This is a genomic window from Amycolatopsis xylanica, assembly GCF_900107045.1.
GTDB classification, from domain to species: Bacteria; Actinomycetota; Actinomycetes; order Mycobacteriales; family Pseudonocardiaceae; genus Amycolatopsis; species Amycolatopsis xylanica.
Genome location: NZ_FNON01000005.1, coordinates 285,453 through 310,958 on the forward strand (window position 1 = coordinate 285,453; position 25,506 = coordinate 310,958).

The window sequence follows — 25,506 nt, forward strand, 5'->3', positions numbered from 1 at the left end:
CGGGTTCCCGGGTCTGGTGGACGGAAAGCGCGGCTTAGTGAAATGGTGTCGAGTGAGACGGGTGCGCAGCAGTCGGCAAACGGCGCACCGTTACGTTTGTGTTGCGCCTCGTGCGGCGGGCCCGTCCCCGAGGGAGGACGATCCCGCTACTGCTCTAGTGCGTGCCGTCAGCGTGCTTACCGACTGAGGACCAAGCAGAGCCGTGCTTCCGAAATCGCTGGAAACCTTGCCGAGTTCCCTGATTCATTCGTAGGACGTCATGATGAATTGGCCGAACTGGGAAGATTGCTCAATGCTTCGAGGCTGGTTACCGTAACCGGTCCTGCGGGCGCTGGGAAGACCAGGTTGGCGAGGGAGGTCGCAGCCAGGCAACAGCGAGATGGTCATCGGTATCCCGATGGGGTTTGGCAAGCAGACCTGACCGTCATCCCCAAGGGTGATCTCGTCGTGCCGGCGATAGCACGTGCGGTGGGCATCCGGACCGGTTCCGGCCTTGCCCCGGAGAAGCTCGCCGAGGCGATGGGGGAGCGGAAGCTGCTGCTCGTCTTGGACAATTGCGAACACGTCCTCCGTCGCTGCGCTGACGCGGTCGAAGCCTTGTTGACGTCATGTCCGTCTGTCCGCATCCTGGCGACGAGCCGGGAAGCGCTGCGTGTCCGAGGGGAGCAGTCGTTCCCGCTGGGTGAACTCGCATTGCCGGTCACTGGCGAAGTGCTCACAGCCGCGCAAGCGGGTCACTCCGATGCCGTCCGCTTGTTCGTAGACCGGGCGACTGCGGTCGATCCCGGGTTCGAGCTGACAGATGCCAACGCGTCTACGATCGCCGCGCTGTGCCGTCGGCTGGACGGCATGCCTCTGGCGATCGAGCTCGCGGCCCGCCGCGTGCGCCTGCTCGGGCCCGCCGATTTGTTGGACCGGTTGGACGGCAAGCTCGATGTGCTCTCGCTCGGTACACGTACCGCGACCTCAAGGCACGACAGTCTGGAAGCGGCGATCGGCTGGGATTATGAGCTGCTCGCGCCGGGCGAACAGGAGCTCTGGCGGCGCCTTTCAGTTCTTGCCGGCTCATTCCCGATCGAACTCGCTGAGGCCGTGGCGGGCCACGGCAAGGAGACGCTCGACCTCGTGGCGAGTCTTGAAGCCAAATCTCTGCTGGTACCGGTGCCCAAAGGCGACTCCGTCTGGTTTCGCCAGCTGGAATCCATCCGGATCTACGGCCGTGATCGCCTGGAGGCTGCCGGTGAATGCGACGCCACGCATGATCGACTCGCCGATTGGCTGGTGGAGCTTGTCGAGCCGCATCTAGGGCGGTACATGATGCCGGTGCCTGTCCTTGAGGCAATTGACGCGCATTGGCCTAACTTGGTCGCAGCCGTCGAATGGATGTCCAGTCGTCGCGATGAGCGCCATGGCGCGCTTGCGTTCGCGCTGGGTAAGCACTGGCTGCGTCATGGGATCAACCTCGAGGACACCTATCGCATGCTGCGGGCCGCGCTGGACATGGCGACCGGCGCGGCGAATGCCGGGCTGGTGCTTTCGGCGCTTTCGACGACGACCTCCGTTCTCGGCGACCAAGCCGAGTCGCTCGGCTACGCATGGCGTGCCGTTGACATCGAACGAGCACTGGACCGGCCGGCGCGCTTGGCGAAAGCGCTTGATGACCTCGGCCATGCGTTGTTCTGTTCCGGTGAGTATCGAGCGGCTCGCCCAAGCTACTTGGAAAGCCTGCGGATCCTGCGAGGGCTGGGCGACCCTGTCGCATTACTGGGTTCACTCAACAACGTCGCCTGGGTTTCCCTTAACTGGGGAGAAGAAGACCTGGCTGAGAAATTGCTGGCGGAAGCTTTGCCGCTGGCGCAGTATCTTGGATCCGGTAATATGGTCATCGCGTTGCTCCACACCTCTGGCGTGCTTTCTTTGATCAGGGGAGATGTGGACAGTGCCGCTGAAAGATTCGCTGAATCATTGACAATGGGCCGCGAAAATCCATACCACCTGGTGCACGGGTTGGAAGGTCTCGGCATCGTGGCCGCTGAACTCGGTGACGACGATCGTGCCATCCGGCTCATTCACGGTGCGGCCGCCGTCCGCCGACAAGTTCGCACCACCGGGGAACCGGTCTGGGCTGAGCGAGTGGATGCCGCCGCGGCGATAGCGGCAGGCAGACTCGGAGCACGCGAAGCAGTGGCTTCGGCAGCGGGGCAGCGGATGACGTTGACCTGTCTGGCGGACTACGCTTTGAACGGCGTAGTCCCGCCGCCGACTGTGGTGCTGAGTACGCGCGAGCACACGATCGCCGCGTTGGTCGCCGACGGGATGACCAATGAGCGCATTGCGCGCAGGTTGCGAGTATCTCGCCGGACCGTCGCCACCCATCTGGAACGTATCCGGGGAAAACTCGACGTACGTTCTCGCGCGGAGGTCGCCGCTTGGGTCGCAAGGGGAGAAAACGTCGAATAGGTGGCGATCGCCGTGTGTGCATTGGCCGGGCGCCACCGTATAACGACCTATATGGCGGTTCGTTGGAGTTCACAGACCAAGGGGGACTACGTCTTCGTGGTCCGACGAAGAACAGTGCCTAGTGGGGATCGAGCAGACGAGAGGGTGCTGCCCGAGTAGGCAGCACCCTCGTGAACGTCAGCTTCGGCCGTCCTCCACTCGGGCTGTGAGCGTACGCAGGAACGAGGGGTCGCCGTCGGCGGTCACACGGACGTCATACCAGCCGTCGGATGTCGGCCAAGCCACCTGGGCGGAGCGTCCAGCGGCTAGACGCACCACGCGAGTGGAACGGTCGGAGGCGAGCCGCAGTGTGAGCGATGAAGCGCCGCCGTTGACGATTTTGAACTCGACACCGCGACGGTAGGTCAGGATGCGTGTCTGGACGTCGACCTTGGAGGCCGATCCTAGGCGGCTACCTGCTAGCTCCCACCAGGAGCGGTTCGGGCCTTGAACGACCACGCGGTACGTGTCCCCGCTCAGGGGCAGGGTTTGTGAGAGCGTGTCTTGAACGTCTTGATGTGACGGTTCCGCAAGCTCGCCCTTGTAGCCGTACAAGGCGAAATGTGCCGAGGAGCGGCCGCTGTTAGCGAGGCGGACCACGAGGTTTCCCGCGTCGTTGAGCGCACCGGAGACGGTTGTTTGGTACGGCAATGGACGTGCGGGGCGCGTGCCAGGTTCGGCCGTCGGCAGCTTCTGCTCGGCTGGCGGCTTAGGGTGCCAGCGCGTGATCGGCGCGGGAACCGGGCCGGGGTGGGCGACTCGCGGTGGCCTTCCGGCGTTGGAAAAGTCGAAGGCTCCTGTCAGGTCGCCGGCGACTCGACGGCGCCATGGGCTGATGTTCGGCTCTGCCACTCCGGTCCAGCGTTCCAGCAGGCGCAGCACGGAAGTGTGGTCGTAGACGGTCGAATCCACATACCCGCCGATGGTCCACGGGGAAACGACCGTCATCGGCACGCGCGGGCCGAATCCGAGCGGCTGGCCGTTGTAGTGGTCCGCGTCGTTGGCTGCGTTGCCAGGCGGAACCGGCGGTGGCACGTGGTCGAAGTATCCGTCGTTTTCGTCGAAGTTGATCAGTAATACCGTCTTGGACCAGGTCTCCCGGTCCGACGCGATGGCGTCCAGCACGTTGTAGATGAGATTCGCGCTGCCGACCGGAGTCGACGCGCCAGGGTGCTCGGAGTCCACCGCCGACGGGACGAGCCAGCTGACCTTCGGCAGTCTGTGGGCCTTGATGTCGGCGCGCAACCTGCTCGCCAAGGTCAGTGGCTCACCGCGGTACATCGCTTTGCGGAACAGGCTCTGCTCGGCGGGGGTAAGCTTGGAGACAGCCGCGTCGAACTGGGCGAGCAGCTTCTTCCGATCCTCTTCGGATTTGTCGAACAACGCGTAGTAGAACTCTTCGGTCGTGCGATACTTGCCGTCCACTCCGGCTAGAATCTTCTTGCCGATCTTTTTGAACGGCACGAAGTATTCGACGGCATTGTCGGTGAAGTTGTCCCATTCCTGGTAGATCTGCCACGAAATGCCCGCTGCTTCAAGCCGCTCCGGGTAGGTGGTCCACTCGTAGCCAGGGTGGTCGTAGGAGTACGCCGCGTTGGTGACCGCACGGGTGCCGTTCGGCTCATTTCCGACGGTTCCGGTCCAGAGGAAGTTCCGGTTCGGGTTGGTCGAACCGAAGATCGAGCAGTGGTAGGCATCGCAGATTGTGAAGGTGTCCGCGAGCTCGTACTGCAGCGCGATGTCGCGGCGATCGTAGTAGGTCATCGTGGCCGGGCTCTTGGCGCCGATCCAGCCGTTGTTCCAGCCCCGTGCCCATGCCTTGCCCGTGCCGCCCCAGCTGTGGTCGAGATCGCCGAGGTACTGGATGTCCGACGGATCGCGGCCTTCGCGCTCGGCCTCCTTCCGCAGAGAGAACGGGAGGACGGTGCCGCCCGCCGGGTTGGGCTGCTCGAACACCGACTTGCCGTCCGGCAGCTCGAGCGGATGGGGGTCGGAGAAGCCGCGGACACCTCGAAGTGAGCCGAAGTAATGGTCGAACGACCGGTTCTCCTGCATCAGCACGATCACGTGCTCGACGCGATCGAGACCACCTCGGCGCATGGGTTCGGCCATGGCCGCGTGGACCGACGGGGGCAACAGGGAGCCGGCGATCGCGGCTCCGGATACGCCGAGGAGACGGCGGCGGGACAGTTCAGGCATGCCTGGAACCTTTGCCGAGCGAGATGAACGGCACAAGAACCCGACGGGTCTATGAATCGCGGGCGACCGGTGATCGGCCGTTGCCAGCGAGTAGCCATGCACTGGCAGACTCAGTACGGCTCGCACCAGCGGATACGGCCAGTACCGGGTGGCGGCGTCCCCCCCCGTAAAGTCGCAGGTCTGCGATCTTCGGCGTAGCTCGCTGGATACTGATCGCGACAATCCGTACTACGTTGCCCAGCTTCCCGGCGCGGCTCGCGTTGAAGGACGCGAAGCTCGTGCTCGACGCCGCGTCCGATGCCGACCTCGCCGGGGCGCGGGCCACGATGACGCACCTTCAGGCCGCGGTCGACGCTGGACGTGGCGATGACGACATGGCTGTGCTTTTCGCCGCGGTTCGCCCGAACTGATCGAGTGCTCGCACCGAGCACGGAAAGCATCGACGTGCCCGGTGACAACGCGTGATCGCGTGTTCGCTTCGACGACGAATCGGCTGCGGAAGCCGGCCGGGTCGCCGCCGAGTAACCCGGCTAGCCACCGGTCGGCCACCGAGAGCCACCGACGGGCGGGGCAGTCCCGGCAAACGACTCCCAGCGCGGTAGCCTGACCAGCAATCACCCATGACTTCGAGGAGGGCCCGTGTCAGCAGTGGAAATAGCCGCGCTGATCGCCGCCGGAGCGTTCGTGCTGCTGGTGTTGCTGCTGGCGATTCCGCTGCTCAAGCTCGGCCGCACGCTGGACGCAGCCACCGAAGCGATCAAGACGGCGAACGACGGCACCGACCCGTTGCTGGTCAACGCGAACCAGACCATCACGCACGTCAACACCCAGCTCGAACGGGTGGACGGCATCACCGCCAACGCGCAGGCCGTCAGCGGCAACGTCTCGGCGTTGTCGTCGGTGTTCACCGCGACGTTGGGCGGCCCGCTGGTGAAGACCGCCGCACTGTCCTATGGGGTCAGCAAAGCGATCAAGGCCCGTCGTAAGAAGAAGGAAGCGAAGGCCGCGCGCCCGGGTCGCAGGAGGAAGCAGTGAAGCGCCTCTTCTGGCTCGGTGTCGGCGTCGTCGCGGGTGTCGCGTTGTCGCGCAAAGCGACTGAAACCGCTCGTCAGGCCACGCCCGCTGGGTTAGCCTCGAATTTGGGCGACGCCGTGCGTGAACTCGCGGGCGCTGTCGGATCCTTCGGCGCGGAAGTGCGCGCCGGGATGAATGAGCGTGAACAGGAGCTGCACGACATGGTCGAGGACCGCACCGGTCTCACCTCGCGCGCGACCGCGGGGCGGCACGCCGCGGCCAGGCGAGCTCGCCGGGCGTAAGGCCGACGCCTCCGCCTTACGCCGCAGCAGCTGCCCACTTTTCGCTCAGCACAAGGACAATCTCCCGTGGAAACACACGAAATCACCAATCGCTTCCTGACGTACTTCGAGAAGAACGGCCACACGCGGGTGCCCAGCGCGCCGCTGCTCGTCGACGATCCGAACCTGCTCTTCGTCAACGCGGGCATGGTGCCGTTCAAGCCGTACTTCCTCGGCGAGGCCCCGCCGCCTTACCCGCGCGCGACCAGCGTGCAGAAGTGCGTGCGGACGCCGGACATCGACGAGGTCGGCAAGACCACCCGGCACAACACCTTCTTCCAGATGGCCGGGAACTTCTCCTTCGGCGACTATTTCAAGGAAGGCGCCATCGAGCGCGCCTGGGAACTGATCACCACCCCGCAGTCCGAGGGCGGGTACGGCCTCGAGCCGGACCGGTTGTGGGCGACCGTCTACGAGGATGACGCCGAAGCCGCCGCTTTGTGGAAGAAGATCTCCGGTCTGCCGTCGGAGCGCATCCAAGCGCGCGACATGGTCGACAACTTCTGGTCCATGGGGGTGCCGGGTCCGTGTGGTCCGTGCTCGGAGATCTACTACGACCGTGGGCCGAAGTACGGCCGCGAGGGCGGGCCGATCGTCGACGAGGACCGCTACATCGAGATCTGGAACCTCGTGTTCATGCAGAACATCCGGGGTGAGGGCAGCGGCAAGAAGGACTTCCCCATCCTGGGGGAGCTGCCCGCCAAGAACATCGACACCGGCATGGGCGTGGAGCGCGTCGCGACGATCCTGCAGGGTGTCGAGAACGTTTACGAGACCGACCTCGTGCGCCCGGTCATCGGCCGCGCCGAGGAATTCTCAGGTCGTCGCTACGGTGCCGACCACACCGACGACGTGCGGTTCCGTGTCATCGCCGACCACGCGCGCACCGGTGTCCTGCTGATCGGTGACGGCGTCACGCCGGGGAACGATGGCCGTGGCTACGTCCTGCGCCGCCTGCTTCGCCGCATTGTGCGGTCGACGCGCCTGCTGGGCGTGCACGAGCCGGTGCTGCCGGCGTTCGCTGAGGTCGTCCGCGACACCATGGGACCGACTTACCCCGAGCTGGTGTCCGGTTTCGACCGGATCGCGGAAGTCGTCCGCATCGAGGAAGAGGCTTTCCTTTCGACGCTGACCAGTGGCTCGCGGATCTTCGACCTCGCGGCCGAGGAGACCAAGTCCGCCGGCGGCGGCATCCTGGCGGGCGACAAGGCCTTCCAGCTGCACGACACCTATGGGTTCCCGATCGATCTGACCCTGGAGATGGCGGCCGAGCAGGGGCTGTCCGTCGACGAGGACGGCTTCCGGGCGCTCATGAACGAGCAGCGCCAGCGTGCCAAGGCGGACGCGGCGGCCCGCAAGAGCGGTCACGGTGACCTTTCGGCCTATCGCCAGGTGCTCGACCAGCACGGCGAGACCCAGTTCCTGGGTTACACCGACCTGCAGGCGACCGCGAAGGTGGTCGGCCTGCTCGAGGACGGTGCGCCTGTCCGCAGTGTCGCCGAAGGACACAAGGCCGAGCTCGTGCTCGACCGGACCCCGTTCTATGCCGAGAGCGGCGGCCAGGTCGCCGACACCGGCGTGCTCGTCGGCGACGGCGTCGAGCTGAAGGTGCTCGACGTCCAGAAGATCGTTCCGGGCCTGTTCGTGCACCGGGTCGAGGTGACCCAGGGCGAGATCGGGATCGACACCGAGGTCACCGGGTCGGTCGACGTTCACCGGCGGCAGTCGATCGAGCGGTCGCACTCGGCCACCCACTTGGTGCACGCGGCCGTCCGCGGCGCTTATGGCAAGCGCGCGGCACAGGCAGGCTCGCTGAACTCGCCTGGTCGGATGCGGTTCGACTTCACCACCGCCGGTGCGGTGTCCGTCGACGTGCTCACCGAGGTCGAGGAAGAGGTCAACGAGTACCTCCAGACGGATGTCCAGGTGCAGACCTTTGTCACCACGAAGGACAAGGCGCTCGAGCTCGGCGCCGTCGCCCTCTTCGGTGAGAAATACGGCAACGACGTCCGCGTCGTCGACATGGGCGAGTACTCGCGTGAGCTGTGCGGTGGCACCCACGTCGACCGCATCGGCCAGCTCGGCCTGGTCAAGCTGGTCGGCGATTCGTCGATCGGGTCCGGTGTGCACCGCGTCGAGGCGCTGGTTGGTTCGGACGCGCTCAAGTACGTCCGTAAGGAGCAACTGCTCGTCTCACAGCTGGCGAACACCTTCAAGGTGCCGTCCGACCAGCTGCCGTCGCGTATCGAAGATGTGCTGACCAGGCTGAAGAACGCCGAGAAGGAGATCGACCAGCTGCGCACGCAGCAGGTGCTCGGGTCGGCGGGCACACTCACGGACAAGGCGCAGGACATCAACGGGGTCGCGGTCGTCGCCGAAAAGCTCGGCGAAGGTGTCGACGCGAACGGTCTGCGTGCGCTGGCCAGCGACATCCGGGGCCGGCTCGGCGATCGGCCCGGCGTGGTCGCCCTATTCGCTCCGCAGGGCGACAAAATCAGCTTCGTGGTGGCGACGACGTCGGCCGCTCGTGACAAGGGCATAGCCGCGGGCAAGCTCGTCCCGTCGTTCGCCGAGGCCATCGGCGGACGTGGTGGTGGCAAGCCGGACATGGCCCAGGGCGGCGGCACGAATCCCGCCGGCGCCGAGCAGGCGGTCACGTCACTGCGCGCGGCGGTCGCGAACTTTGGGTAGCCAGCGACGCCCGGATCGCCCTGGTGAGGGCGATCCGGGGCGTGGCAGGCGGCTTGGGGTGGATGTCGGATCCGTCCGGGTGGGCGTGGCTCTGAGCGATCCAGCCCCCATCCTCGCCAGCCCTTTGGTTACCCTCTCTCGTGATGAGCGCGAAGACAGTGACCTGGATCAGTTGGCAGGACTCGTCACCGAGCACGAGGTGGTCGAGGTGATCGTGGGACTGCCAAGGACACTCGCGGACCGGCAAGGACCGGCCGCGGCCATCGCTATCGCGTATGCCGACAAGCTAGCCGGGCGCATCGCGCCGGTTCCGGTTCGGCTTGCCGACGAGCGGCTGACCACGGTCACCGCGTCGCGCATGCTGTCCCAGCGCGGGGTCAAGGGCAAGAAGCAGCGCGCTGTCGTCGATCAGGCGGCCGCTGTGGAGATTCTGCAGGCATGGCTCGACGCCGCCTCCGCGCAGCGAGCACGGGCGGGTGGGTCATGACCGAACCTCGGGAACCGCAGAGCAGGGGCGGGCGCCGACGGCTTCGTGAGCCCGCGGCCGAGCCGGAGCTGCCGCCGACTCCACCGGCGCCACCTGAACGACGGGCACGACTGGAGCAGGCCGGACCGTCGCGGCACAGCAGACGGGTACCGCCACAATCGCCGGCCTCGGGACCCGGGATTCCCCCTGCGGCCGTTCCACCGCCGCCCGGGACACCACCGCCGGTCCGGAGGCCGCCGGTGCGCGAGCCCCAAGAACCACCGTCTCAAACCAGCGGCACTTTCGCGGCCGCGCCGATGCCCCCGAGGCGTCCCCATCCGGGTGACGGTTCTGTTGGCATGCCCGCGCGAAGGCCAGGGCCGCCACCGCCCGGCGCGCGACGACGGCCACCGCCCGACCCGCCGACCGAGGTCATCCACTACGAAGACGAGTTGCCGCTCGAGGACGATGAGCTCTACGAGGACGACTACGACGAGTACGAAGACGAGTTCTACGACGACGAGGACGAAGCCGAGCTCGAGGAGGAAGCACGAGCCGAGCCTGAGTACATCGAGGGTGACAGCCCGCCGCCACGTCGCGGTCGTCGTAAGAAGAAGCTGATCGGCCGGCTGGCACTCGTTGCGATCGTGCTGCTGCTCGCCGGTGGTGTCTGGTACGGCGTGACCACGATCTTCGGGTACGACGACTTCGAAGGTGCCGGCGAGGGTGACGTGCTGGTGCAGGTCAGCGGCGGCGATTCGACGAACGCGATTGCCGGCAAGCTGGAAACCGCAGGTGTGGTGGCGAGCGCGAAGGCGTTCGCCAAGGCATCCGAGGACGTTCCGGCGGTGACGAAGGTGCAGCCGGGCTACTACCTGCTCAAGCAGAAGATGTCCGGCGCCGCGGCCGCCGAGCAGATCGTGAAGCCGGGCAGCAGGGTCGGCCAGCTTCAGATCAGGGCTGGGACGCCGTTCGACGACATCACCCAGCCCGACGGCAAGGTGACCGAAGGTGTCTTCACCCTGATGTCGAAGGCGTCTTGTGCGGATATCAACGGCAAGAGCACCTGTGTTCCGGTCGATGAGCTGCGCAAGACGGTCGAAAGCGTCGATCTCACGTCAATCGGGGTGCCGGAATGGGCCGCCACGACGGCGTCGAAGGCCGAGCGGAAGAACAGCCGCCTCGAAGGCTTGATCATGCCTGGTGTCTATGACGTCAAGCCGGGCTGGACCGCGACGGAACTGCTCACCGACGTGGTCAAGATTTCGGCGTTGCAGCTGCAGACCGCCGGTATCACGGACAAGACGGGGATCGACGGGAAAACGCCGTATCAGACGCTGGTGATCGCTTCGATCATCGAGCGTGAGGCGGTCAAAATCGATTTCGGCAAGATCTCCCGGGTCATCTACAACCGGCTTACCAAGAACATGAAGCTTGAGGTCGACTCGACCATCAACTATGTGCTCGACAAGCCGACGCTGCTGACGAAACCGGAAGACCGGGCGAAGGCCGGTCCGTACAATACGTATGCGAACACCGGTCTGCCGCCTACGCCGATCGGTGCTCCGAGCAAGGAAGCGATCCAGGCGGCGTTGCAGCCCGCGACCGGGGAGTGGCTGTTTTTCGTCAAATGCGAGAAAAGCGGTCAGTCGTGTTTCGCGGTGACGAACGCCGAACACAACAAGAACAGGGATGACGCGCAGGCCCGTGGTGTCTACTAACGCCCGCCGGGCGGCGGTTCTCGGAAAGCCGGTGGAGCACTCGCTTTCGCCGGTTCTGCACGGCGCCGCCTACCAGGCGCTCGGACTTGACGACTGGTCGTACGAGCGCGTCGAAATGGACGCCGAGGGTCTGCCCGCGTTCGTCGGAGGGCTCGGTCCTGAGTGGACCGGGCTCTCCGTGACGATGCCCGGCAAACGGGCCGCGCTCGATTTCGCCACCGAGGTGACCAAACGGGCGTCCGCGGTCGGTGCCGCGAACACCTTGGTGCGCACGGAGTCCGGGTGGCTCGCCGATTGCACCGACGTGGATGGTGTCGCCGGTGCGTTGCGTTTCGCGGGTGGCTATTCGCCGTCCAACGGTGATATCGGGACCGTTCTGGGCGCCGGTGGCACCGCGGCGGCGGCTGTTGTCGCGTTCGCGGCGATGGGGCTTTCGTCGGTCCGGCTCGTTGTTCGAAATCCTGACAGAGCCGGCGAGACGATGGAAGCCGCGAAAGCCGCCGGGCTCGCCGTCGATGTGCTTACCTGGTCTGAAGTGGACTTTGCGGGAGTGGCCGCCTCGACCGCTGTCTTGGTCAACACCGTGCCGCCGCACGCGGTGGCTCCGCACGTCGCGGAATTGGCCACGGTGCCGTGTCTGCTCGACGTGATCTACCACCCGTGGCCCACTCCGCTCGCCGCGGCGGTCGCTGAAAAGGGCGGACGGCTCGCGACCGGTCTGGATATGTTGCTGCACCAGGCATTCGGTCAGGTCGAGCACTTCACCGGACTGCCCGCGCCCCGTGAAGCCATGCGCGACGCCCTGCGTGAGGCGACCGGTGGGATCTTGCCGTTGCCGCTGGCGTAAGTGCGCGATAACCTGGCTGGCTGCCTTCTGAAAGGGGAGCCATGCCTGAGCACGAGCGTGCTGCGTATTCCGAAGCCCAGGCCGATGCGATCTGGGTAGGCGAGCGGCCCAAGCTGAATTCGACCGTCACCCTCGCCGAATACGATCCGGAATGGCCGCGTCTCTTCGAACGTGAAGCCGTCAGGATCCGCGGTATCCTGGGTGAACAGGCCCTGGTGCTCGAACACGTCGGCTCCACGTCCGTCCCGGGGCTCTGTGCCAAGCCGATCATCGACATCTTGCTCGTGGTGCCCGATTCGGCGGATGAAGACCGCTACGTGCCGCAGCTGGAGGCCGCCGGCTATCGATTGGTCATTCGAGAGCCGGACTGGGAACAACATCGGGCGTTCAAAGGCCCGGATACCGACATCAACCTGCACGTTATTCGCCGGGCAGTCGTGAAATCGAGCGCTACCGGCTGTTCCGTGACCGATTGCGCGCACATCCCGGCGAATTGGACCTCTACGCGACGACCAAGCGGAAGCTCGCCGACCGCACCTGGGCGTATATCCAGGACTACGCCGACGCCAAGAACGACGTGGTCGACGCGATCGTCACGCGGGCTCAGGCCTGGCAAGGTCCTTGATCAGGCTGGTGACCTCTCGGCTGACCGGCCGTAGCACCCGCAGCCGGGAGAGTCCCACCAGCTTCGCGATCAACGGCACGGTCCGCCCGATCAGCATCCTCGTACGTTTTTGGGCCGCGGAACGGTCGTGGACCCAGAACAGCACGACCCCCATTTGGAACAGCCAGAGCAACTCCGGCAGTTCTTCGCGCAACTCGGGGTCGATCTTGACGTCCGAACCGCCGATCACCTCGTCCATGAGCCCGATCGAGGCGACGCGGGCCGCCGTGGAGTCCTCGCTGAAGGGACTCAGCGGGGACTCCGGGTCCGCGGCGTTGACGAAGAACTGCGTGCCGAAGCGGTGGTACGGCTGGGCGACGTCGAGCCAGGCGAACAAGACCCGTTTCAGCCGTTCCTCGAATGCCGGTTCGCCGCTGAGCAGGTCGATGCAGCGTTCCTGGTGGTCTCGTTGCATCTGGTCGTAGAAGCCTTGGATCAACTGCTCCTTGGAGGAGAAGTAGTAATAGGCGTTTCCGACCGATACCCCGGCCTCCGCGGCGATCGCCCGCATGGTCGTGCGGTCGTAGCCGTTCTCTGTGAACAGCCGCATCGCGGTCCCGACGATCAGGGATCGGGTTTCCTCACTCTTGGGCACGCTCTGCACCGTATCCGCTCACCGTCACTGCGCGCCGTAGGGCTGGGCCGGCGGCGGCGGGAAGATCGGCTGCGGCTTGGGCGCGCGGGCGACCGTCAGGTGCCTGCGCCGGATGCCGTTGAAGACGAGCACGTTGCCCATGTGCATCGCGCCGAGCACGAGCGCGACGATGCCGAGCTTCACCGAAAGAAGCTCGAAGACGGCACGCGCGTCGTCGACCGCGCCGCGGCTGGTGAGGAACAGTGTCACGAAACCGAGGCTGATCAGGTAGAAGCCGACCACGAGCAGCTGGTTGACGGCGTTGGCCAGCTCGGCCTTGTTTTCGAACACCTCGGCCAGGAATGTCTTGCCGTGCTTGCTCAGTGTTCGCGCGACGATCACGGTCAGCGGGATGCTGAGCAGCAGGTAGAGCGCGTATGCCACCACTATGTGATTCATGGTCATCTCCTTGGACGTCGGTTTTTGAACGTGTTCAAGAGGGACTGTAGCCCTTGTTTTGAACGCGTTCAAGTCCGTCAGTGTTCACCTGTCGCTCATGTCACGGGCACCAGCGGTTGCGTAGGCTCGCAGCGAGCCTGGGAGGTTGGATCGTGAAACGATTTCTTGCCGTCGCCGCGGCGACACTGCTGGTGACGATGGCCGCGCCCGCGTCAGCCGACGCGTTCTTCGGTGAGAACGTGCGTTTTGCGACGTTCAACGCGTCGCTGAACCGGGGCGCGACGGGCCAGCTGCTGGCCGATCTGTCGAAGCCCGGCAACGCCCAGGCTGACAAGGTTGCCGAGGTGATCCAGCGCAACCGCCCCGACGTCATGCTGGTCAACGAGTTCGACTACGTGCCGGGTAACGCAGCGGCCGACGCGTTCCGCCGGAACTATCTCCGGATTCCGCACAACGGCGCCCGGCTGATCGAATACCCGTACGCCTACACGGCGCCGGTCAACACCGGCGTGCCGACCGGCTTCGACCTCGATCGTGACGGTCAGGTCGGCGGTGGCAACGACGCGCAAGGCTTCGGGCTTTTCGAGGGCCAATATGGCTTGCTTGTGCTGTCGAAGTATCCGATCGACGTGTCGCGGATACGGACGTTTCAGAAGTTCCTCTGGAAGGACATGCCCGGGGCACTGCTCCCGGATGACCCGGCGACCCCGGCTACGCACGACTGGTACTCCCCGCAAGTGCTGGACGTGCTCCGGCTTTCGTCGAAATCTCACTGGGATGTGCCGTTGTGGGTCGGTGGTAGGACCTTGCACTTCCTGGTTTCGCATCCCACGCCGCCCAGTTTCGACGGACCGGAAGATCGCAACGGCACCCGCAACAACGACGAGATTCGCTTCTTCGCCGACTACGTGACCCCGGGCAAGGATGGCTACATCTATGACGACAAAGGGCGTCGTGGCGGTCTCGGCGCGCACGAAAAGTTCGTCGTCGCAGGCGACAACAACTCCGACCCGCTGGACGGCGATAGCGTCCCCGGGGCGATCGACCGGTTGCTCCGCGCGCCGCGTGTGCTCGAAACGAGGCCAGGCAGTCAGGGAGCGGCCGAGGCTGCCCGACTGCAGGGTGGCGCGAACCTGAACCACAAGACGAACCCGTTCTACGACACCGGTGATTTCAACGACAAGGCGCCGGGCAACCTGCGCGTCGACTATGTCCTGCCGTCGCGTGGCCTCGTGCCATGGCATGCCGAGGTGTTCTGGCCGCTCGCCGCGGACCCGCTCGCCAGGCTCAATGACGCTTCGGACCACCACCTGGTCCGAGTGGACATCTTCGTCCCTCGCCGGTGACGGGTTAGCCTGACGGCATGAAGATCGCCATCCTGGACGACTACCAGAACGTCGCGCTCGGTTTCGCCGATTGGGGCTCGCTGAACGCCGAAATCGAGGTTTTCACCGAGGCGTTCGGTCATGCGGATGATGTAGCCGAGCGGCTCAAGGGTTTCGAGGTGGTCGTCGCGATGCGCGAACGGACCCGCTTCCCTGCCGAGTTGCTCGCCAGGCTGACCGATCTGAAGTTGCTCGTCAGCACTGGTCTCCGCAACGCGGCCATCGACGTAGCCGCGGCCCGTGACCTGGGTATCACGGTCTCGGGCACTGGCTACATCCCGCAGCCAACCGCCGAGCACACCTGGGCCCTCATTCTCGCCGCCGCGCGGAACCTGCCCAAGGAGGTGCAGTCGATGCGTGACGGTGGCTGGCAGACGACGGTCGGGATGACGCTGCACGGCAAGACGCTCGGTCTGCTGGGGCTGGGCACGCTCGGTGCGGGCGCGGCGAAGATCGGCCAGGTCTTCGGCATGGAGACCATCGCATGGAGTCAAAACCTGACCCAGGAGAAGGCCGAACCGCATGGCGTCACGGCGGTCTCCAAGGAAGAATTGTTCAGCCGGGCCGATGTGCTTTCCATTCACCTTGTGCTCAGCGACCGCAGCCGGGGACTTGTTGGTGCCGAAGAGTTCGGTATGATGAAGAAGTCCGCGATTCTCGTCAACACCTCGCGTGGTCCGATTGTTGACGAAACTGCGCTGGTTGACGCATTGCGGCGCAAGGAAATCGGGTGCGCCGCCATCGACGTTTATGACACGGAACCGCTCCCTGCCGATCATCCGCTGCGCTCGCTCGAGAACACTGTGCTCACGCCGCACATCGGTTTTGTGACGCGTGAGGTCTACGAGATCTTCTACCGCGACGCGGTCGAGGACATCGCCGCGTACCAGGCCGGTGAGCCGATCCGCCTGATGGAGTAGGCCTCGTCGCGGGACGGGTCGGATCCGGCTGCTCGAGTGAGGGCCGGAGCGCGGTGGCTCGCAGCGTCTATAGAGGGGTTGAAGGCCGGGAAGTGCCTGCTCAGCGCGGGCGCTGCCCGGCCTTTCGGCATCTGGGCGCTATCTGGGCGGGCGCTGCTGCATCATTTGCCGTCGATGCCTGTTCCGCGAGTCAGGGGGACCCATGCAGCCGGCCATCGAAACACTCAGCGCCCGGGAACAAGACGTGCTCGAAAACCTCGCCGCTGATCGCACCGACCGTGAGATCGCGGCCAGGTTGGGGATTCGCGAGCGGACGGTGCGGGCCCATGTCAGCCGGATCATCCTGAAACTCGGGGTGGCGTCACGTGTGGGCGCCGCGGTCGTGTTCACCGAATGGAAGATTCGCGGCTGCCTGGACGCGGCAGGACAAACAATGGGGGTAACGAGGATGCACCTGAAATCGTCGTGTGGACACTGAATCGATTCTTGGCGAAATCGGTACGATAATGCGGAGGCTTCGGGCGAGTCTTTATCTCGGCCGCTCGTAGGTTCTGGTGTGCGCAGACCGGGCATTATCGCCTGCAGCCCATTTCAGGACGGCGGTCGTCACTACGCCGGACCTGCTTTATCTGCTGGCCCAGGTGTCAGCCTGCTGGCAGCGCCCAGGGCCTGTTGGGCGAGCAACGCCCAAGACGCTGCCGTGTTGACGACCTGGACTCGCGGGCGCCGTTCAGTGCCGCCGCCCGCGAGCAGTAGGTCGCATGGGGCTCCCCAGCGCAAGGTCCTGATCGCTGGTCAGGAGGTGACGCGGCGGTGGTACCAGGTCCGCCGATAGCTCGTGGGCAGCGCTATCCGGCCGAGCAGGCTGGTCAGCACGCCACCGATGATCAGCCACAGCACGGCCGCGAGGCCGTCGTTGAGCAGGATCCGGATCTTGAAGCTGTCCGGCGTGAACAGGTTCCGCAAGCCCAGCGAGACACCCTTCGACCAGTCTTCGATGAGCTGGGCGAATCCGTTGCCGGTATTAGCCGAGCCCAGCACCAGCACGATGTGGATGCCGAGTACGAGCGCGAACAACACGCAGATCAAGTCGATGACCGCGCTCAGTACCCTGATGAACGTGATCCTGCCGGACGGTCGTTCGACGATCTCGGCGCGTTCGGCCACAGGCTCTTGATATCCAGGTGTGCCCGGATACCGGGGATCGGGATCTGGATAGGTCATGTCTTCCAGAGTCACACGAGCCGGTGAGTTCCGCAGCGTGGATGTCAGCCGAACGGCCGCGCGTCCGGGGCGCACGTGGTGCCGGCCTGCGGTGCTCGCAGGTCGACGAAGTAGCGGACCATCGCGGCCGATGCGCAGGCGCTGTGCACGTTGAGCGAGGTGTGACCGAAGCTTTCGACGACCAGGAGCCTGCCGTCGCCGAGTTCTTCCACTGTGGACTGGGCGTTGTGCAGCGGGGTGGCCGGGTCGTGTCTGTTGTTGACCACGAGGATCGGATTTTCCCGCCGGCGGTTCCACGGGCCCAGGTAACGGTCGTCGTCGTGGCCTGGCCAGCCGATGCACTGAGCCATGTTGAACACCGCGCCTAGCGCGAAATAGGGCACCCTGGTCTGCTCGGTGACCGCCAGACGGTCGTACGCGGCGGGATCCTGTGGGTTTTGGCTGTCGACGCACTGGACCGCCAAGTAACCCGGCGAATGGGTCGGCAGGTAGGGATCCAAGACAGGTGCGGCCGGACCGGGCGGTGAGGCGGCGGAGAGGGTGTTCAGCGTTTCGCCGAGGCGCTTCCAGCGGCCGAACTGGTAGAACGCGCTTTCCAGGGACTTCAGGAAGCCGGCAAGAGTCGTGCCGGCGACCTGGCCGTTGGTCAGTTTGGCGAGGATGGCGGCGAATTTCTGCCGCTGGTCGCCGCCGGAGAACGCGCACGCCGCTTTGGCGCATTCGTCGAAGAAGGCGCCGAGCTCGTCCAGCTGGGCCCGGGCCGTGTCCGCGCGGACGTCGACCGGCTTGGCCTCCTCACCTGGCTTGCCCGTGGCGTTGGCGACCAGGTCGAGGGTGCCGTCCAAGGTCATCGCGCGGACGTTCGCCGGGAAGATGTTCGCGTAGGTACCGCCGAGGTAAGTCCCATAGGAGTAACCCAGGAAGTTCAGCTTGGCGTCGCCGGTCGCCTGCCGCAGGAGATCCATGTCCCTGGCGACGTTCGCCGACGAAAGGTGATCGAGCAACTTGCCCGAACCTGCCGCGCATGCCTGGCCCGCGCGAGCGCTCGTCGCGTAGAACGTGTCGTGCTGAGCGGGCCGCAACGGGGAGCCGGTCACCGTGTTTTCCGCGCCCGGGCAGCTGATCGGCGAGCTGCCGCCGATACCGCGCGGGTCGAAGCTCACCAGGTCGAAGCGGGAGCGGAGCTCGTCGGGATAGCGTGCGCCGAAACGCACCAGCTCGCTGATCCCGTCAGTGCCGGGGCCGCCGAAGTTGACGAAAAGCGAGCCAATTCGGTGCCCCGGATCGGTCGCGGGCAATTTGATCACCGCGAGGTTCAGCGTCGGGCCGTGGGCCTCGCGATAGCTGACCGGGACGGCCGCGGCCGCGCACTGGAACTCATGGTGACAAGACGTCCAGCGCAACACGGGGACGGTCGCGCCGTTGGTGCCCATCGCGGCCGGTGCTTCGACCTCCGCCGCTGCCCGTTGCGGTGAGTTGGCTGTGGGTGGCGGTGCGCTGCATGCGCCGACCAGCGCTACCGCGAGAAGAAAAGCTCGTTTCACCTTGCTAGGTCAGCCAGCACCGCGTCGGTGTAACGGGGCCAGACTTCGGCGGCCCAAGGACCGAACGCACGGTCGGTGAGCGCGACACAGGCGGCTCGCGCGGCCGGATCGACCCACAGGAACGTGCCCGACTGTCCGAAGTGGCCAAAGGTGTCTGGTGAGCTGTTCGCGCCGGTCCAGTGTGGACTTTTGTGATCACGCAGCTCGAAACCGAGTCCCCAGTCATTGGGCTTCTGGTGACCGAACCCCGGCAGGACTCCGTTCAATCCGGGGAAGACCACGGAGGTCGCCGCGGTGAGTGTCGCGGCGGCGACCAATTTGGGCGATTGGAGCTCGACTGCGAAGGCGACCAGGTCGGTCACCGTCGATACGGCGCCGGAGGCGGGGGAGCCGTTGAGCCGGGTCGCGCTCATCGCCAGCGGGCCGAACAGGGCTTCCGTCTGATATTCGGCGAACGGGATGCTCGAGTGCTCGGCGATCGCGTCGGCGAGCTGCTCGAAGCCGGCGTTGGAGTAGAGACGCCGGGTGCCGGGTTCGGCCATCGGCTTGTGGGCGTCGAAAGCGAGGCCGGAGGTGTGTGAGAGCAGGTGGCGGATCGTCGAGCCTTCGGGCCCGGCCGGGGTGTCCAATTCGACGACGCCCTCTTCGATCGCGATCAGCGCCGTGTACGCGGTGAGCGGTTTGGTGACCGAAGCCAGCGCGAACGGCCGTGCCGTGTCGCCATGGCTGCCCAGCAGCTCGCCGGCCGCGTTCACCACCGCCGTCGCGGCGTTGTCCACGGGCCATTCGTCGATCAACCGCACACTGTCCATGCGGAAAGCCTACGAATGGGGGCCGGCTCGGTTGAGCCAGCCCCCATCCGGCAGGTCACGCGTCGAGGTCGCTGGCCACCAATTCAGCGATCGCGTCCACGGCCTCCTGGGCACCCTCGGCGTCCTCGGCGCTGATGATCACTTCGTCGCCGTGACCGGCGGCGAGCGTCATCAGGTTGAGCACGCTGCCCGCGGCCACCGGGGTGCCGCCTGCCTTGGCGATCTGGACCGCCACGGGCTGTGCTGCGGCCGCCTTGGCGACCAGAGCGGCGGGCCTGGCGTGCAGGCCGACCTTGCTGGCCACGGTGACACGTCGTTCTGGCATGAGGGACCTTTCTTCAGGGGTGTTACTTGGCTGCGGTCTTTTCGAGGTCGGCCTCGATCGAGTCGTCCTCACGGCCAGGGGTCGCCAGGTTCCACTTCGTGATCACGAACTTGAACACGAAGAAGTAGATCACGGCGAAGACCAGGCCGATCGGAATGAGCATCCATGCCTTGTTCGCGGTGTCGAGGCTCGAGTTGAACGCGAAGTCGATCGCGCCTGCCGAGAACGAGAAGCCCAGCTTGATGCCGAGAGCGTTGACCAGGACCATCGAGAGACCGGTCATGACCGCGTGGAACAGGTACAGCGGCCACGCCACGAACATGAACGCGAACTCGATCGGCTCGGTGACACCGGTCAGGAACGAGGTCAGCGCCGCGGCGATCATCACACCGCCGACGACCTTCTTCTGCGACGGCTTCGCGGTCTGCCAGATGGCGAGCGCGGCGGCGGGCAGCGCGAACATGAAGATCGGGAAGAACCCGGTCATGAACGAGCCGGAACCCTGGACGTGGTTGAAGAAGTTGTTCAGGTCGCCGCCGTCGAAGATGAACCACACCGGCACGTTCAGCAGCTGGTGCAGGCCGATCGGGATGAGCAGGCGGTTGAGCAGGCCGTAGACGCCGCCACCGACGACGGAGTTCGCGGTGGCCTGCTCGCCGACCCAGTGGATCACGTGGTCGACCTGCTTGAAGATGAGGCCGAACAGCACGCCGAGGATGATCATCACGAACGAGGTGATGATCGGCACGAACCGGCGGCCGCCGAAGAACGCCAGGTAGGCGGGCAGCTTGATGCGGTGGTACTTCTGCCACAGCAGCGCCGCCACCAGGCCGACGACGACACCGCCGAGCACGCTATACGGCCACTTGATCGGCGCCAGGTACCAGCCCTCTTTGAAGCCTTCCACCGACTTGATCGGCGCGAAGACCTGCACGACGTGGTTGAACACGATCCAGCCGACGACAGCGGCGACGGCCGTGGAGCCGTCACCCTTGCGGGCGAAACCGACGGCGATGGCGACCGCGAACAGCAGCGGCAGCCAGTCGAACAGACCGCCACCGGCGGCGGCGAACACATCGGCGACCTTGTCCCAGCCGAGGCCCTTCGGACCGAGCAGGTCCTCCTGGCCGAGCCGGAGCAGGATGCCTGCGGCGGGCAGTGCGGCGATGGGGAGCATGAGGCTGCGGCCGAAGCGTTGCAGCCCCGCGAGCCCCCTGCTCTGTCCCTTACCCGCCGCTGTGGTGGCGCTCATCGGGTACCTCCGTAGTGGGAATGGTGACCGGAATCCGGGGTATTCCGGTCCAACTGCATCGTCACCTGGTAGTGATCGCCCCGGTACCAGGAAGTCATGTCCTCCACCGGCTCGCCCTGCGAGCTGGACACCCGGCGGAAGACCAACAAGGGGCTGCCGGTCCGCAGGCCGAGCAGGCGTGCGGTTTCGCGGTCAGCCGATTCCGCCCACACCGTCTGCCAGGCGTGATCTGGGCGGACACCGTATGCCTGATCGAGCTGGGAATACAGCGACTGGGTGAGATCGAGGTCGAAGAACCCCGGCAGCCTGCCCGCGTGGTACCAGCCGCGCTCGACGGCCAGTGGCAGCCCGTCCGCGCGGCGCAGCCGCATCAGCCGGTGCGCGGGGGTGTCCGCGCCGATGCCGAGCGCGCTGGCCGCGGGCGCCGGCGGCACCTCGGTGCTGGTACGCAGCACCTCGGTGGTCGGCGCCATCCCACGGCGTCGCATGTCGTCGGTGAACGACATCAGGTAAAGCTGCAGCTCCATGCGCCGCGCCGCGGTGAAGGTGCCTTTGCCACGAACGCGCGACAAGAGGCCTTCCTCCACCAATTTCCCGATCGCGGAGCGTACGGTCAGGCGCGACACCTGATAGCGCTCGGCCAGCTCGCGCTCGGACGGGATCGCCGCGCCTGGCGGCAGCTCCCGCTCGACCGTGCGGCGCAGGATCTCGCGGAGCTGGGCGTGCTTCGGGGTGGGTCCTTCGATGACCCGGTCGGCCCCTGGGCTGCCGTGCGCTGCCGTGCTGATCGCCCTCACCGTCCTTTCGGGTCGGCCCGCCCGGTGGTACGTTCCGGTCTAGACCAATGTCTGATGGGGCAGGATGCTCCGCTGAGCGGACGGGTGTCAACCACCGTTATGGGTTCGTGGCCCACGGTGGCGGGCATGCGGGCAATCGGCGTAGTAATGAGCCGCAAGACCTGTGTGAAAAGGAGACCGCGATGGCGGACGAACGGCCGGAAAAGATTCTCGCGGCGCTCGGCGGTGCCGGAAACATCGTCGAGATCGAGGGCTGCATCACGCGCCTGCGGTGTGAGCTCCACGACGGCTCGATCATCGACGAGGCCGCGCTGAAGCAGGCCGGTGCGATGGGCGTGGTGAAGCTGGGCGCGGTGGTCCAGGTGATCGTCGGGCCGGAGGCGGACACCATCGCCAGCGACATCGAGGACCTGCTGTGAGCTTGGAGATCCTGAGCCCGGTGAACGGCACCACGGTCGCGATGACCGAGGTGCCCGACCCGGTTTTCGCCGAGTCGATGGTCGGCCCCGGTGTCGCCGTGCAGCCTTCCGGCGGGCGGCAGGACGCGGTCGCGCCGATCGACGGCACGGTGGTGACGCTGCACCCGCACGCCTATGTCGTCGCGGCGGCCGACGGCAAGCACGCCGTACTGGTGCACCTCGGCATCGACACGGTCAAACAAAAGGGTGAAGGATTCACCCTTCATGTCGTGAAGGGGGAAACAGTTCGCGCCGGGCAGCCGGTCGTCGGCTGGGACCCCGAGGCCGTGACGGCGGCGGGCTACTCGCCGGTGGTTCCGGTCGTCGCGCTCGACGCGACGGCCGACGCGCTGTCCGGGGTGACCGCGGGCGCGACGGTCACCGCCGGCGACCCCGTGTTCAGCTGGGGCTCCTGACTGCTCTGGAAAGACAGCCGAAGCCCCCTTTGGCCGGAAACCGGCCAAAGGGGGCTTCAGTCATGCGTGGGGTCAGGCGGTGACGACCTTGCCGCCGTCGACCTTCACCTGGACCGCGGGCAGCGGCTGGTCGGCGGGACCTTTTTTGACGGCGCCGGTGAGCGCGTCGAACAGTGAGCCGTGACACGGGCACTTGAGCTCCGAGCCGGAGGGCGCCACCGCACAGCCCTGGTGCGTGCAGATGGCGCTGAAGGCGGCGGCGGTGGTTTCGGTCGGCCGCGCGACGATGACCTCCTGGCCGTCCGGCGTTTTCGCGGCGATGGCCTGGCCGACGGGGATGTCGGCGAGCGTGGCCAGCTGGCTGCCACTCGCGGCGGGCGCGGACGGAGAGCCCGCCGCGGGCGCCTTGGTGTCGGAGCCGGAACCGCAGGCGGCCAGCGCGGCCATGCCCGCGACGGCCGCTCCGGTGGACAGGACTGTGCGGCGGGTGGGTAGTTCGGCAGTCATGTGTGGAGAAACGACGCGGGACACGTTTTGGTTCAATCTCGACCGGTTTTGAACCGGACCGGTGAACCTCTCGTGGGTAGAGGCGTACGGTTTCCGACGTGGCTTCGAGGAGCGGACCATGATCGCCTGGACAATGCGGATTCTGGTGGCCGCGGGGTTGCTGGGCTCCGCGTGGGTGCACTGGGTGGTGTGGGCCGACTTCATGCGTGACATCGCTGTCGTCGGGCCGTTGTTCCTGGTCAACGTCGTCGCCGGGGTGGTCATCGCGGTCGCCGTGCTGGCCTGGCACCACTGGCTGCCCGCGCTCGCGGCCATCGGGTTCGGCTTGGCGACGCTGGGCGCTTATGTCCTTTCGGTGACCGTCGGGTTCTTCGATGTGCAAGAACGGTTCACCACCCAGGCCGAGGTCTGGGGCGTGATCACCGAAGCGGTATGCGTCGTGTTCGGGATCGCGCTGCTGGTGGCGCGGCCTGGTCGGCGGGCGTGACCGGAGGCGCCGAAGACCAGTTGATGCGCGCCCTGCACGATGACCACGCCGGCGCGCTGTGGTCCTATGCGCTGCATCTGACCGGTGGCGACCGGACCAGGGCCGAGGACGTCGTGCAGGAGACGCTGCTGCGGGCCTGGCGGCATCCCCGGGTACTCGACCAGTCGCAAGGCTCGGCACGTGCCTGGTTGTTCACTGTTGCCAGGCGCATCGCCATCGACGGCTGGCGAGCCGCAGCGTCCCGCTCGGAGGTCAGCACGGACACCCCGCCCGAACTGTCCATCTCGGACGGCACCGAACGCGCGGTGCAGGGCTGGCTGGTCGCCGAGGCGCTGAACGAGCTGTCGGCGCGGCATCGGGAAGTGCTGATCCTGTGCTTCTTTCAAGGCGCGTCGGTGGCGGACGCCGCCGCGCGGCTGGGAATCGCCGAAGGAACCGTCAAATCGCGGACGCACTACGCGCTGCGCGCGCTGCGGCTGGTCCTGGAAGAAAAGGGGGTGACTCAGTGACCGCGGAGGAAGACCCGTTCTTGAGTTTCGACGCCGCGTACGTGCTGGGCGCTTTGTCCCCAGAGGATCGGCAGGCTTTCGAACAACATTTGCGGACTTGTGACGATTGCGCCCGTTCGGTGCGTGAACTCGCCGGTTTGCCGGGGTTGTTGTCGCAAATCATGACACCCGAGCTGACCGAATCCGAGCCGCCGCCGCCCGAATTGCTGCCTTCGGTGCTTAAGAAGACAAAACGCAGCAGGCGTCGCAGGCTGTTTGTCACGGCGGGCGCGCTTGTTACGGCTGCCGCCGCTTGTGTCGCTTTGGTCGTCGTGCTGACGGAACCGTCGGAGGCGCCGGTGCCCGGCGTCGCGATGACGGCGCTCGGGGCGTTCCCGGTGCAGGCGAACGTGGTCGTGACCGACCAGGCTTGGGGCATGGAACTGGAAATGACCTGCAGCTATCGCGGTGGCCGCGCCAATGGCGACTACGTGCTGGTCGCCGTGCAGCGGGACGGCAAGACGGCGGAGCTCGCGACCTGGCAGGCCGTTCCGCAGTACACGGCGAGGATCGTGCTGGGCACGCCATTGCACCGCGCGGATGTGCAAGCGTTGGAAATCCGAACAAAATCGGGGCTCGCGCTGTTAAGGCTGACCACCTGATCGAGCGAATTTCCGGCTGAGAATGGCTGGATTCAGCGGTTTTCGGCGGTATTCCGTCCAAACGCCGCCGAACTTCGTTGCGGCGCTCGCGAAAACGGCGGACGCTGGATTACGTGTTCTGGTTGACGATCGTCTTGTTCGCGGCCGCCGGAGGGTTCGCCGGCGCCGCGGGCAAGCGTGCGCTCGTCGCGGCCCGCGTGGATGTTTCGGCGTTCTACTGCGCATTGGCCGCCGCCGCTTGCTGGGCGGTGACCGGGTGGCGCTGGTCGGCCGGAGCATGGCCTTCGTGGTGGCTGCCGGTCGCACTGGTGGTCACGGCGTTCGCGGTCCCGCTGGCCTACGCGGACCTGGTGTCCTCGCGGTTGCCGTCGGTGCTGACGATGCCCGCGTATCCGGCGGTCATGACCGCCGTCGGTGTCGCGGCCGCCTACGACGGCCCGCCGATCGCCGTGCGGGCCTTCGTCGGCGCGGTGGTGTTCGGAGGTGCGCATTTGGCGGTGCACCTCTGCGCGCCGCGGTCGCTCGGCGCCGGCGACGTCCGGCTCGCCGGGAGCGTCGGCGGAGTGCTGGGCGCGGTGAGCTGGGCCGCGCTCGTTTTCGGCGCGCTGTGCGCAGCGGTCGTCACGGCCGCCCTGTCCTTGGCGGGGCGCAGGTGGCGCGACGGGGTCCCGTATGGGCCCGGGCTGCTGCTCGGCGCCTGGCTGATCGCGGAGTTCCCAGCACTTGGAACGGGGGTGGCCATGGTCGGATGAGC

General features: G+C 66.2%; 27 protein-coding genes and 1 pseudogene. 18 read left to right on the forward strand and 10 right to left on the reverse strand.

Features of this window, described 5'->3' with window-relative positions:
• Positions 1 to 42 precede the first annotated feature (42 nt).
• Entirely contained in the window at positions 43 to 2,460 is a 2,418-nt protein-coding gene (locus tag BLV57_RS24230) for a LuxR C-terminal-related transcriptional regulator (RefSeq protein WP_091292390.1), read from the forward strand.
• Between the two features lie 177 nt (positions 2,461 to 2,637).
• On the opposite strand, the gene BLV57_RS24235 is transcribed toward BLV57_RS24230, so the two are convergent.
• A complete protein-coding gene (locus BLV57_RS24235; protein ID WP_091292393.1) occupies positions 2,638 to 4,698 on the reverse strand; it encodes a phosphocholine-specific phospholipase C in 2,061 nt (686 codons plus the stop codon).
• A 233-nt stretch (positions 4,699 to 4,931) separates the two neighbouring features.
• Between BLV57_RS24235 and BLV57_RS43400 the strand changes: the two genes are divergently transcribed.
• The 8 genes and pseudogenes from BLV57_RS43400 to BLV57_RS24270 form a co-directional block, all read left to right on the forward strand.
• Positions 4,932 to 5,108: a hypothetical protein gene (locus tag BLV57_RS43400; RefSeq protein WP_176968788.1), complete on the forward strand. Its 177-nt coding sequence runs from the start codon at positions 4,932 to 4,934 to the stop codon at positions 5,106 to 5,108.
• A gap of 229 nt (positions 5,109 to 5,337) precedes the next feature.
• Positions 5,338 to 5,733, forward strand: a complete 396-nt coding sequence (locus BLV57_RS24240; RefSeq protein WP_091292395.1) for a DUF948 domain-containing protein — start codon at positions 5,338 to 5,340, stop codon at positions 5,731 to 5,733.
• Positions 5,730 to 6,014 (forward strand): hypothetical protein, encoded by a 285-nt coding sequence (locus tag BLV57_RS24245; RefSeq protein WP_091292397.1) that lies wholly within the window; start codon positions 5,730 to 5,732, stop codon positions 6,012 to 6,014. Before BLV57_RS24240 ends, BLV57_RS24245 begins: the two co-directional genes overlap by 4 nt.
• Positions 6,015 to 6,080: 66 nt before the next feature.
• A complete protein-coding gene (gene alaS / locus BLV57_RS24250) occupies positions 6,081 to 8,744 on the forward strand; it encodes an alanine--tRNA ligase (protein ID WP_091292399.1) in 2,664 nt (887 codons plus the stop codon).
• A complete protein-coding gene (gene ruvX / locus BLV57_RS24255) occupies positions 8,737 to 9,231 on the forward strand; it encodes a Holliday junction resolvase RuvX (RefSeq protein ID WP_091292401.1) in 495 nt (164 codons plus the stop codon). Before alaS ends, ruvX begins: the two co-directional genes overlap by 8 nt.
• A gap of 338 nt (positions 9,232 to 9,569) precedes the next feature.
• Positions 9,570 to 10,931: an endolytic transglycosylase MltG gene (gene mltG / locus BLV57_RS24260; protein WP_091292403.1), complete on the forward strand. Its 1,362-nt coding sequence runs from the start codon at positions 9,570 to 9,572 to the stop codon at positions 10,929 to 10,931.
• Positions 10,903 to 11,778 carry a shikimate dehydrogenase gene (locus tag BLV57_RS24265; protein ID WP_091292405.1) on the forward strand — a complete coding sequence of 292 codons (876 nt, stop codon included), beginning with the start codon at positions 10,903 to 10,905 and terminating at the stop codon, positions 11,776 to 11,778. The genes mltG and BLV57_RS24265 overlap by 29 nt, the downstream gene beginning before the upstream one ends.
• Before the next feature lie 41 nt (positions 11,779 to 11,819).
• A pseudogene (locus BLV57_RS24270) lies at positions 11,820 to 12,394 on the forward strand (GrpB family protein); the annotation flags it as partial.
• Here the strand turns inward: BLV57_RS24270 and BLV57_RS24275 are convergent.
• A complete protein-coding gene (locus BLV57_RS24275) occupies positions 12,372 to 13,037 on the reverse strand; it encodes a TetR/AcrR family transcriptional regulator (RefSeq protein ID WP_091293192.1) in 666 nt (221 codons plus the stop codon). The pseudogene BLV57_RS24270 and the gene BLV57_RS24275 overlap by 23 nt on opposite strands.
• A gap of 24 nt (positions 13,038 to 13,061) precedes the next feature.
• Positions 13,062 to 13,475 (reverse strand): hypothetical protein, encoded by a 414-nt coding sequence (locus BLV57_RS24280; protein WP_091292408.1) that lies wholly within the window; start codon positions 13,473 to 13,475, stop codon positions 13,062 to 13,064.
• 152 nt (positions 13,476 to 13,627) lie between these two features.
• Here BLV57_RS24280 and BLV57_RS24285 point away from each other — a divergent pair, with 152 nt between their 5' ends.
• The 3 genes from BLV57_RS24285 to BLV57_RS44250 all read left to right on the forward strand — a co-directional run bounded on the left by BLV57_RS24285 (position 13,628) and on the right by BLV57_RS44250 (position 16,258).
• Positions 13,628 to 14,821, forward strand: a complete 1,194-nt coding sequence (locus BLV57_RS24285) for an endonuclease/exonuclease/phosphatase family protein (protein WP_091292410.1) — start codon at positions 13,628 to 13,630, stop codon at positions 14,819 to 14,821.
• A gap of 17 nt (positions 14,822 to 14,838) precedes the next feature.
• On the forward strand, positions 14,839 to 15,780 hold the full coding sequence (locus BLV57_RS24290; protein ID WP_091292412.1) for a D-2-hydroxyacid dehydrogenase family protein: 942 nt from the start codon (positions 14,839 to 14,841) through the stop codon (positions 15,778 to 15,780).
• A gap of 202 nt (positions 15,781 to 15,982) precedes the next feature.
• Positions 15,983 to 16,258: a LuxR C-terminal-related transcriptional regulator gene (locus BLV57_RS44250; protein WP_091292414.1), complete on the forward strand. Its 276-nt coding sequence runs from the start codon at positions 15,983 to 15,985 to the stop codon at positions 16,256 to 16,258.
• A gap of 317 nt (positions 16,259 to 16,575) precedes the next feature.
• Here BLV57_RS44250 and BLV57_RS24300 read toward each other — a convergent pair whose 3' ends face one another.
• The 6 genes from BLV57_RS24300 to BLV57_RS24325 all read right to left on the reverse strand — a co-directional run bounded on the left by BLV57_RS24300 (position 16,576) and on the right by BLV57_RS24325 (position 21,725).
• Positions 16,576 to 17,004 (reverse strand): hypothetical protein, encoded by a 429-nt coding sequence (locus BLV57_RS24300; RefSeq protein WP_091292416.1) that lies wholly within the window; start codon positions 17,002 to 17,004, stop codon positions 16,576 to 16,578.
• A 44-nt stretch (positions 17,005 to 17,048) separates the two neighbouring features.
• Positions 17,049 to 18,437: an alpha/beta hydrolase gene (locus BLV57_RS24305; protein WP_245757494.1), complete on the reverse strand. Its 1,389-nt coding sequence runs from the start codon at positions 18,435 to 18,437 to the stop codon at positions 17,049 to 17,051.
• A 107-nt stretch (positions 18,438 to 18,544) separates the two neighbouring features.
• Positions 18,545 to 19,360, reverse strand: a complete 816-nt coding sequence (locus BLV57_RS24310; protein WP_091292421.1) for a serine hydrolase domain-containing protein — start codon at positions 19,358 to 19,360, stop codon at positions 18,545 to 18,547.
• A gap of 55 nt (positions 19,361 to 19,415) precedes the next feature.
• Entirely contained in the window at positions 19,416 to 19,685 is a 270-nt protein-coding gene (locus tag BLV57_RS24315; RefSeq protein WP_091292423.1) for an HPr family phosphocarrier protein, read from the reverse strand.
• A 22-nt stretch (positions 19,686 to 19,707) separates the two neighbouring features.
• Complete coding sequence (locus BLV57_RS24320) at positions 19,708 to 20,937, reverse strand: PTS transporter subunit EIIC (protein ID WP_091292425.1); 1,230 nt, start codon at positions 20,935 to 20,937, stop codon at positions 19,708 to 19,710.
• Positions 20,934 to 21,725, reverse strand: a complete 792-nt coding sequence (locus tag BLV57_RS24325) for a GntR family transcriptional regulator (protein WP_091293193.1) — start codon at positions 21,723 to 21,725, stop codon at positions 20,934 to 20,936. Before BLV57_RS24325 ends, BLV57_RS24320 begins: the two co-directional genes overlap by 4 nt.
• A 56-nt stretch (positions 21,726 to 21,781) precedes the next feature.
• On the opposite strand from BLV57_RS24325, the gene BLV57_RS44255 reads away from it, so the two are divergent.
• Together BLV57_RS44255 and BLV57_RS24335 are read left to right on the forward strand one after the other, a co-directional pair.
• Positions 21,782 to 22,153 (forward strand): PTS sugar transporter subunit IIB, encoded by a 372-nt coding sequence (locus tag BLV57_RS44255; RefSeq protein ID WP_091292427.1) that lies wholly within the window; start codon positions 21,782 to 21,784, stop codon positions 22,151 to 22,153.
• Positions 22,150 to 22,608 (forward strand): PTS sugar transporter subunit IIA, encoded by a 459-nt coding sequence (locus BLV57_RS24335; protein ID WP_091292429.1) that lies wholly within the window; start codon positions 22,150 to 22,152, stop codon positions 22,606 to 22,608. Before BLV57_RS44255 ends, BLV57_RS24335 begins: the two co-directional genes overlap by 4 nt.
• A 72-nt stretch (positions 22,609 to 22,680) precedes the next feature.
• Here BLV57_RS24335 and BLV57_RS24340 read toward each other — a convergent pair whose 3' ends face one another.
• Positions 22,681 to 23,115 (reverse strand): Rieske (2Fe-2S) protein, encoded by a 435-nt coding sequence (locus BLV57_RS24340; RefSeq protein ID WP_091292432.1) that lies wholly within the window; start codon positions 23,113 to 23,115, stop codon positions 22,681 to 22,683.
• Positions 23,116 to 23,233: 118 nt separating this feature from the next.
• On the opposite strand from BLV57_RS24340, the gene BLV57_RS24345 reads away from it, so the two are divergent.
• The 4 genes from BLV57_RS24345 (at position 23,234) to BLV57_RS24360 (ending at position 25,504) form a co-directional block, all read left to right on the forward strand.
• The gene (locus BLV57_RS24345) at positions 23,234 to 23,602 is read left to right on the forward strand and encodes a hypothetical protein (RefSeq protein WP_091292434.1); all 369 of its coding nucleotides are present in this window, start codon (positions 23,234 to 23,236) and stop codon (positions 23,600 to 23,602) included.
• Complete coding sequence (locus BLV57_RS24350; RefSeq protein ID WP_091292436.1) at positions 23,599 to 24,111, forward strand: sigma-70 family RNA polymerase sigma factor; 513 nt, start codon at positions 23,599 to 23,601, stop codon at positions 24,109 to 24,111. The genes BLV57_RS24345 and BLV57_RS24350 overlap by 4 nt, the downstream gene beginning before the upstream one ends.
• Complete coding sequence (locus tag BLV57_RS24355; RefSeq protein WP_091292438.1) at positions 24,108 to 24,752, forward strand: anti-sigma factor family protein; 645 nt, start codon at positions 24,108 to 24,110, stop codon at positions 24,750 to 24,752. The genes BLV57_RS24350 and BLV57_RS24355 overlap by 4 nt, the downstream gene beginning before the upstream one ends.
• Positions 24,753 to 24,865: 113 nt before the next feature.
• The gene (locus tag BLV57_RS24360; protein WP_091292440.1) at positions 24,866 to 25,504 is read left to right on the forward strand and encodes a prepilin peptidase; all 639 of its coding nucleotides are present in this window, start codon (positions 24,866 to 24,868) and stop codon (positions 25,502 to 25,504) included.
• The last annotated feature ends 2 nt before the right edge of the window (positions 25,505 to 25,506 follow it).

Coding starts and splice junctions, on each gene's coding strand:
- BLV57_RS24280 (WP_091292408.1), bottom strand. CDS start 13,475: ATGAATCACATAGTGGTGGCATACGCGCTCTACCTGCTGCTCAGCATC.
- BLV57_RS24310 (WP_091292421.1), bottom strand. CDS start 19,360: ATGGACAGTGTGCGGTTGATCGACGAATGGCCCGTGGACAACGCCGCG.
- BLV57_RS24345 (WP_091292434.1), top strand. CDS start 23,234: ATGATCGCCTGGACAATGCGGATTCTGGTGGCCGCGGGGTTGCTGGGC.
- mltG (WP_091292403.1), top strand. CDS start 9,570: ATGCCCGCGCGAAGGCCAGGGCCGCCACCGCCCGGCGCGCGACGACGG.
- BLV57_RS24230 (WP_091292390.1), top strand. CDS start 43: ATGGTGTCGAGTGAGACGGGTGCGCAGCAGTCGGCAAACGGCGCACCG.
- BLV57_RS24300 (WP_091292416.1), bottom strand. CDS start 17,004: ATGACCTATCCAGATCCCGATCCCCGGTATCCGGGCACACCTGGATAT.
- BLV57_RS44250 (WP_091292414.1), top strand. CDS start 15,983: ATGCAGCCGGCCATCGAAACACTCAGCGCCCGGGAACAAGACGTGCTC.
- BLV57_RS24305 (WP_245757494.1), bottom strand. CDS start 18,437: ATGGGCACCAACGGCGCGACCGTCCCCGTGTTGCGCTGGACGTCTTGT.
- BLV57_RS24340 (WP_091292432.1), bottom strand. CDS start 23,115: ATGACTGCCGAACTACCCACCCGCCGCACAGTCCTGTCCACCGGAGCG.
- BLV57_RS44255 (WP_091292427.1), top strand. CDS start 21,782: ATGTCTGATGGGGCAGGATGCTCCGCTGAGCGGACGGGTGTCAACCAC.
- BLV57_RS24265 (WP_091292405.1), top strand. CDS start 10,903: ATGACGCGCAGGCCCGTGGTGTCTACTAACGCCCGCCGGGCGGCGGTT.
- BLV57_RS24290 (WP_091292412.1), top strand. CDS start 14,839: ATGAAGATCGCCATCCTGGACGACTACCAGAACGTCGCGCTCGGTTTC.
- BLV57_RS24320 (WP_091292425.1), bottom strand. CDS start 20,937: ATGAGCGCCACCACAGCGGCGGGTAAGGGACAGAGCAGGGGGCTCGCG.
- BLV57_RS24315 (WP_091292423.1), bottom strand. CDS start 19,685: ATGCCAGAACGACGTGTCACCGTGGCCAGCAAGGTCGGCCTGCACGCC.
- BLV57_RS24235 (WP_091292393.1), bottom strand. CDS start 4,698: ATGCCTGAACTGTCCCGCCGCCGTCTCCTCGGCGTATCCGGAGCCGCG.